Source organism: Roseicyclus sp. (assembly GCF_052168335.1).
GTDB lineage: Bacteria > Pseudomonadota > Alphaproteobacteria > Rhodobacterales > Rhodobacteraceae > Roseibacterium.
The window spans coordinates 1-3341 of record NZ_JBQLZP010000376.1 but is presented as its reverse complement, the minus strand read 5'-3'; the positions used below and the strand labels follow the sequence as shown (position 1 = coordinate 3341).

At 69.9% G+C, this 3341-nt stretch carries 3 protein-coding genes and 1 tRNA gene; 1 reads left to right on the top strand and 3 read right to left on the bottom strand.

The window, feature by feature from the left end:
* Both ACTS11_RS11565 and ACTS11_RS11560 read right to left on the bottom strand, forming a co-directional pair.
* Positions 1-199, bottom strand: a 199-nt coding sequence (locus ACTS11_RS11565; RefSeq protein ID WP_442640466.1) for a hypothetical protein, incomplete at its 3' end; no start/stop codon positions are given.
* A 162-nt stretch (positions 200-361) separates the two neighbouring features.
* Complete coding sequence (locus tag ACTS11_RS11560; RefSeq protein ID WP_442640465.1) at positions 362-1126, bottom strand: DeoR/GlpR family DNA-binding transcription regulator; 765 nt, start codon at positions 1124-1126, stop codon at positions 362-364.
* Between the two features lie 240 nt (positions 1127-1366).
* On the opposite strand from ACTS11_RS11560, the gene glpD reads away from it, so the two are divergent.
* On the top strand, positions 1367-2962 hold the full coding sequence (gene glpD, locus ACTS11_RS11555; RefSeq protein ID WP_442640464.1) for a glycerol-3-phosphate dehydrogenase: 1596 nt from the start codon (positions 1367-1369) through the stop codon (positions 2960-2962).
* A gap of 141 nt (positions 2963-3103) precedes the next feature.
* Here glpD and ACTS11_RS11550 read toward each other — a convergent pair.
* Positions 3104-3179: transfer RNA gene (locus tag ACTS11_RS11550), tRNA-Thr, on the bottom strand.
* Positions 3180-3341: the final 162 nt, after the last annotated feature.

Sequence of the window (3341 nt, the reverse complement as noted above, 5' to 3'; positions counted from 1 at the left end):
CGCGGGCGGCTTCCTCGGCGGCTGCCGCTTCCGCTGCGGCGGCCTCCTCGAGGAGGCGCGCGAGGCAGGACGCCTCGTCCTCGCCCTCGGCGCACTGGCTCGCGTCGAATTCCTGCGCGATGGCGGCGACGGGCAAGTGGCCCATGACGAGCGACAGGCTCGCGATCAGGGCGGTGGAGGTGCGGAGGGTGCTGCGCATGGGTCTGCTCGATTCCCGGAAAAGGACTGGTGCTTGTCGCGAGCGTTACGGGCGTTCCCCGCGTCAGACAATTGCGCCGATCCTGTTATCCGATAACCGGCAGCCGTCCGCCGCAGCGCGTCACAGCGCCGCCGGCGCCCTGATCCGCGCATCCCCCGGGGATCAGCCTTCGGCGAGCACGATCCGGGTGCCCCATTCCTCGCAGGCGGCGGGAAGCACCCCGGGCGGCGGCGCATCGGTGTAGAACGTGTCGATCTCCGCCAGCGAGCCGATGCGGGCCGGGGCGCGCCGCTGGAACTTGGAGCCGTCCGCGACGAGGAAGCTGCGCCGCGCCTGCCTCAGGATCGTCTGGCTGACGCCGACCTCCTGGATGTCGTAGTCGAGCAGGTCGCCGTCCGCGTCGAGGGCGGAGCAGCTGATGACCGCGAGATCGAACTTGAACTGCCGGATCGCCTGCGTGGTGACGGCGCCGACGAGCCCGCCGTCCGACCGCCGCAGGAGACCGCCCACGAGGATGATCTCGCAATCGGGGTTCTCGACCAGGATGTTCGCGACGTTCATGTTGTTGGTCAGCACCATGATGTCGCGATGCCGCATGAGGGCGCGGGCCACCGCCTCGGTCGTCGTGCCGATGTTGAGAAAGAGCGAGCAGCCGTTCGGAATGTCGCGCGCGCAGCGCGCCGCGATGGCCGCTTTCGCGGCGTCGTTGAGGCCGCGCCGGTCCTCGTAGCCGATGTTGGCGATGGTCGACTGGAGCACCGCCCCGCCATGCACCCGCTCGATCCGCCCCTGCGCGGCGAGCTCGGCGAGGTCGCGGCGGATCGTCTGGAGCGTGACGCGGAAATGCGCGGCCAGCGCCTCGACGCTCACGCGGCCATCCCGGCGGGCGATGTCGAGGATCTCGGGCAGGCGGATGTTCTGGGACAACGGGCACCTTCGGAACGCGGGCGAGTCGCGCCCTGTCCGGGCGGCATTTTCGGTTCGAGGATATCGGCTGCGGGCACGGTCGCGCAATCTTGGACGAAGCGGGAACAAAGCGCTTTGAGTCTTTCCTTTTTGCGAAAACCGAACAGTTTTCGGGTATAGCGAAATCGAACTTGTGCGCACATGTTCGTTTTCGATAGCCTCCGCGCCTGAGGGACCCGATTGTCCTGCACCGGAGGGCGTATGGCGCCGCACCAGAATTCCGACGATCCCTGCGATCTCTTCGTCATCGGCGGCGGCATCAACGGCTGCGGCATCGCCCGGGATGCGGCGGGGCGGGGCCTGTCCGTCCTGCTGGCCGAGAAGGGCGACCTCGCGGGCGCGACCTCGTCGGCGTCGACCAAGCTCTTCCACGGCGGGCTGCGCTATCTGGAGTATTTCGAGTTCCGCCTCGTGCGCGAGGCGCTGATCGAGCGCGAGACGCTGCTCCGCGCCATGCCGCATATCAGCTGGCCCATGCGCTTCGTCCTGCCCTACCACCGCGACATGCGCTTCGAAAGCGAGACGCCGACCTCGCGGCTGCTCTCGGCGGTCATGCCCTGGATGAAGGGGCGGAGGCCCGCGTGGCTCATCCGGCTCGGCCTCTTTCTCTACGACCATCTCGGCGGGCGGAAGATCCTGCCCGCAACCTCCACCCTGAGGCTCGGGGGAACGCCCGAGGGCGCGCCGCTGCAGGAGCGGTTCGAGACGGCCTACGAATATTCCGACTGCTGGGTCGAGGACAGCCGCCTCGTCGTCCTGAACGCGCGCGACGCGGAGGCGCGGGGCGCGACGATCCTGACGCGGAGCGAGGTCGTCTCGGCCGAGGTGCGCGACGGCCTGTGGTCCGTCACGGTCGCGCAGGGCGGGGAGCGGCGGACCTACCGCGCGCGGATGCTGGTGAACGCGGCCGGCCCCTGGGTCGGCGACGTCATCCATGGCAAGCTCCGGCTCAACAGCCGCGAGAACGTCCGCCTCGTGCGCGGCAGCCATATCGTGACCCGGCGGCTCTACGCGCACGACAAGTGCTACTTCTTCCAGGGCACGGACGGGCGGATCACCTTCGCGATCCCCTACGAGACCGACTTCACGCTGATCGGCACGACCGACGCCGAGCACGACGATCCCGCGCGCAAGCCCGTCTGCACCGAGGCGGAGCGCGACTATCTCTGCGCCTTCGCGAGCCAGTATTTCAAGCGGCCCGTGACGCCCGACGACGTGGTCTGGACCTATTCCGGGGTCCGCCCGCTCTACGACGACGGCGCGACGTCGGCGACGGCGGCGACGCGCGACTACACGCTCAAGGTCGACCGTTCGGCGGGCGCGCCCGTGCTCAACGTCTTCGGCGGCAAGATCACCACCTACCGGCGTCTGGCCGAGGCGGCGCTGGAGAAGATCGGGGGTGCGCTGCCGCTGTCCTCGGGGGCCTGGACGGCGGGCGTGCCGCTGCCCGGCGGGGACTTCGCCCATGACGGCGCGCCCGCGCTCGCCGTAGCCCTGAGGCGCGACTATCCCTTCCTGACCGAGGTCTGGGCGCGGCGCCTCGTGCGGGCCTACGGCACCGAGGCGCGCGAGCTGCTCGGGTCGGCGCGAGAGGCCGCCGATCTCGGCCGCGACTTCGGCGCGACCCTGACCGAGGCGGAGGTCGTCTGGCTGATTCAGCGCGAATGGGCGCAGACGGCCGAGGACGTGCTCTGGCGCCGCAGCAAGCTCGGCCTGCGCCTCACCGATGCCCAGGCACGGGCGCTCGACGACTGGATGGCGGAGCACCGGGCAAGGAGCGCCCGGGCGGCGGAATAGCGACCAAGGCCGCCGCGCCTCCAGAGAATGGGGGCCGTTTGACGGCCGCCCGGACGCCCTCGGGAACACCCTCTGCCCGCGCGGGACTGGAGCGGGCCGGGCCCAGTTTCCCGCGTGTCAGCATATGCTTGTCTGGAAAACTGGTGCCGGTGAAGGGACTCGAACCCCCGACCCACGCATTACGAATGCGTTGCTCTACCAGCTGAGCTACACCGGCGCTGGGCGCGACATAGCAAGGGTCGCGGGGAATGGGTAGCCCTAATTTCTTCCCGCCGTCGCGGCTTCGGGGGGCCTCGGCGTCGCCTCCTCAGGGGGCTCGGCGGGGGCGGTCGGCTCGCTGGCATCGGCGGTGACGTCGGCCACGGTCGTGTCGACCGTG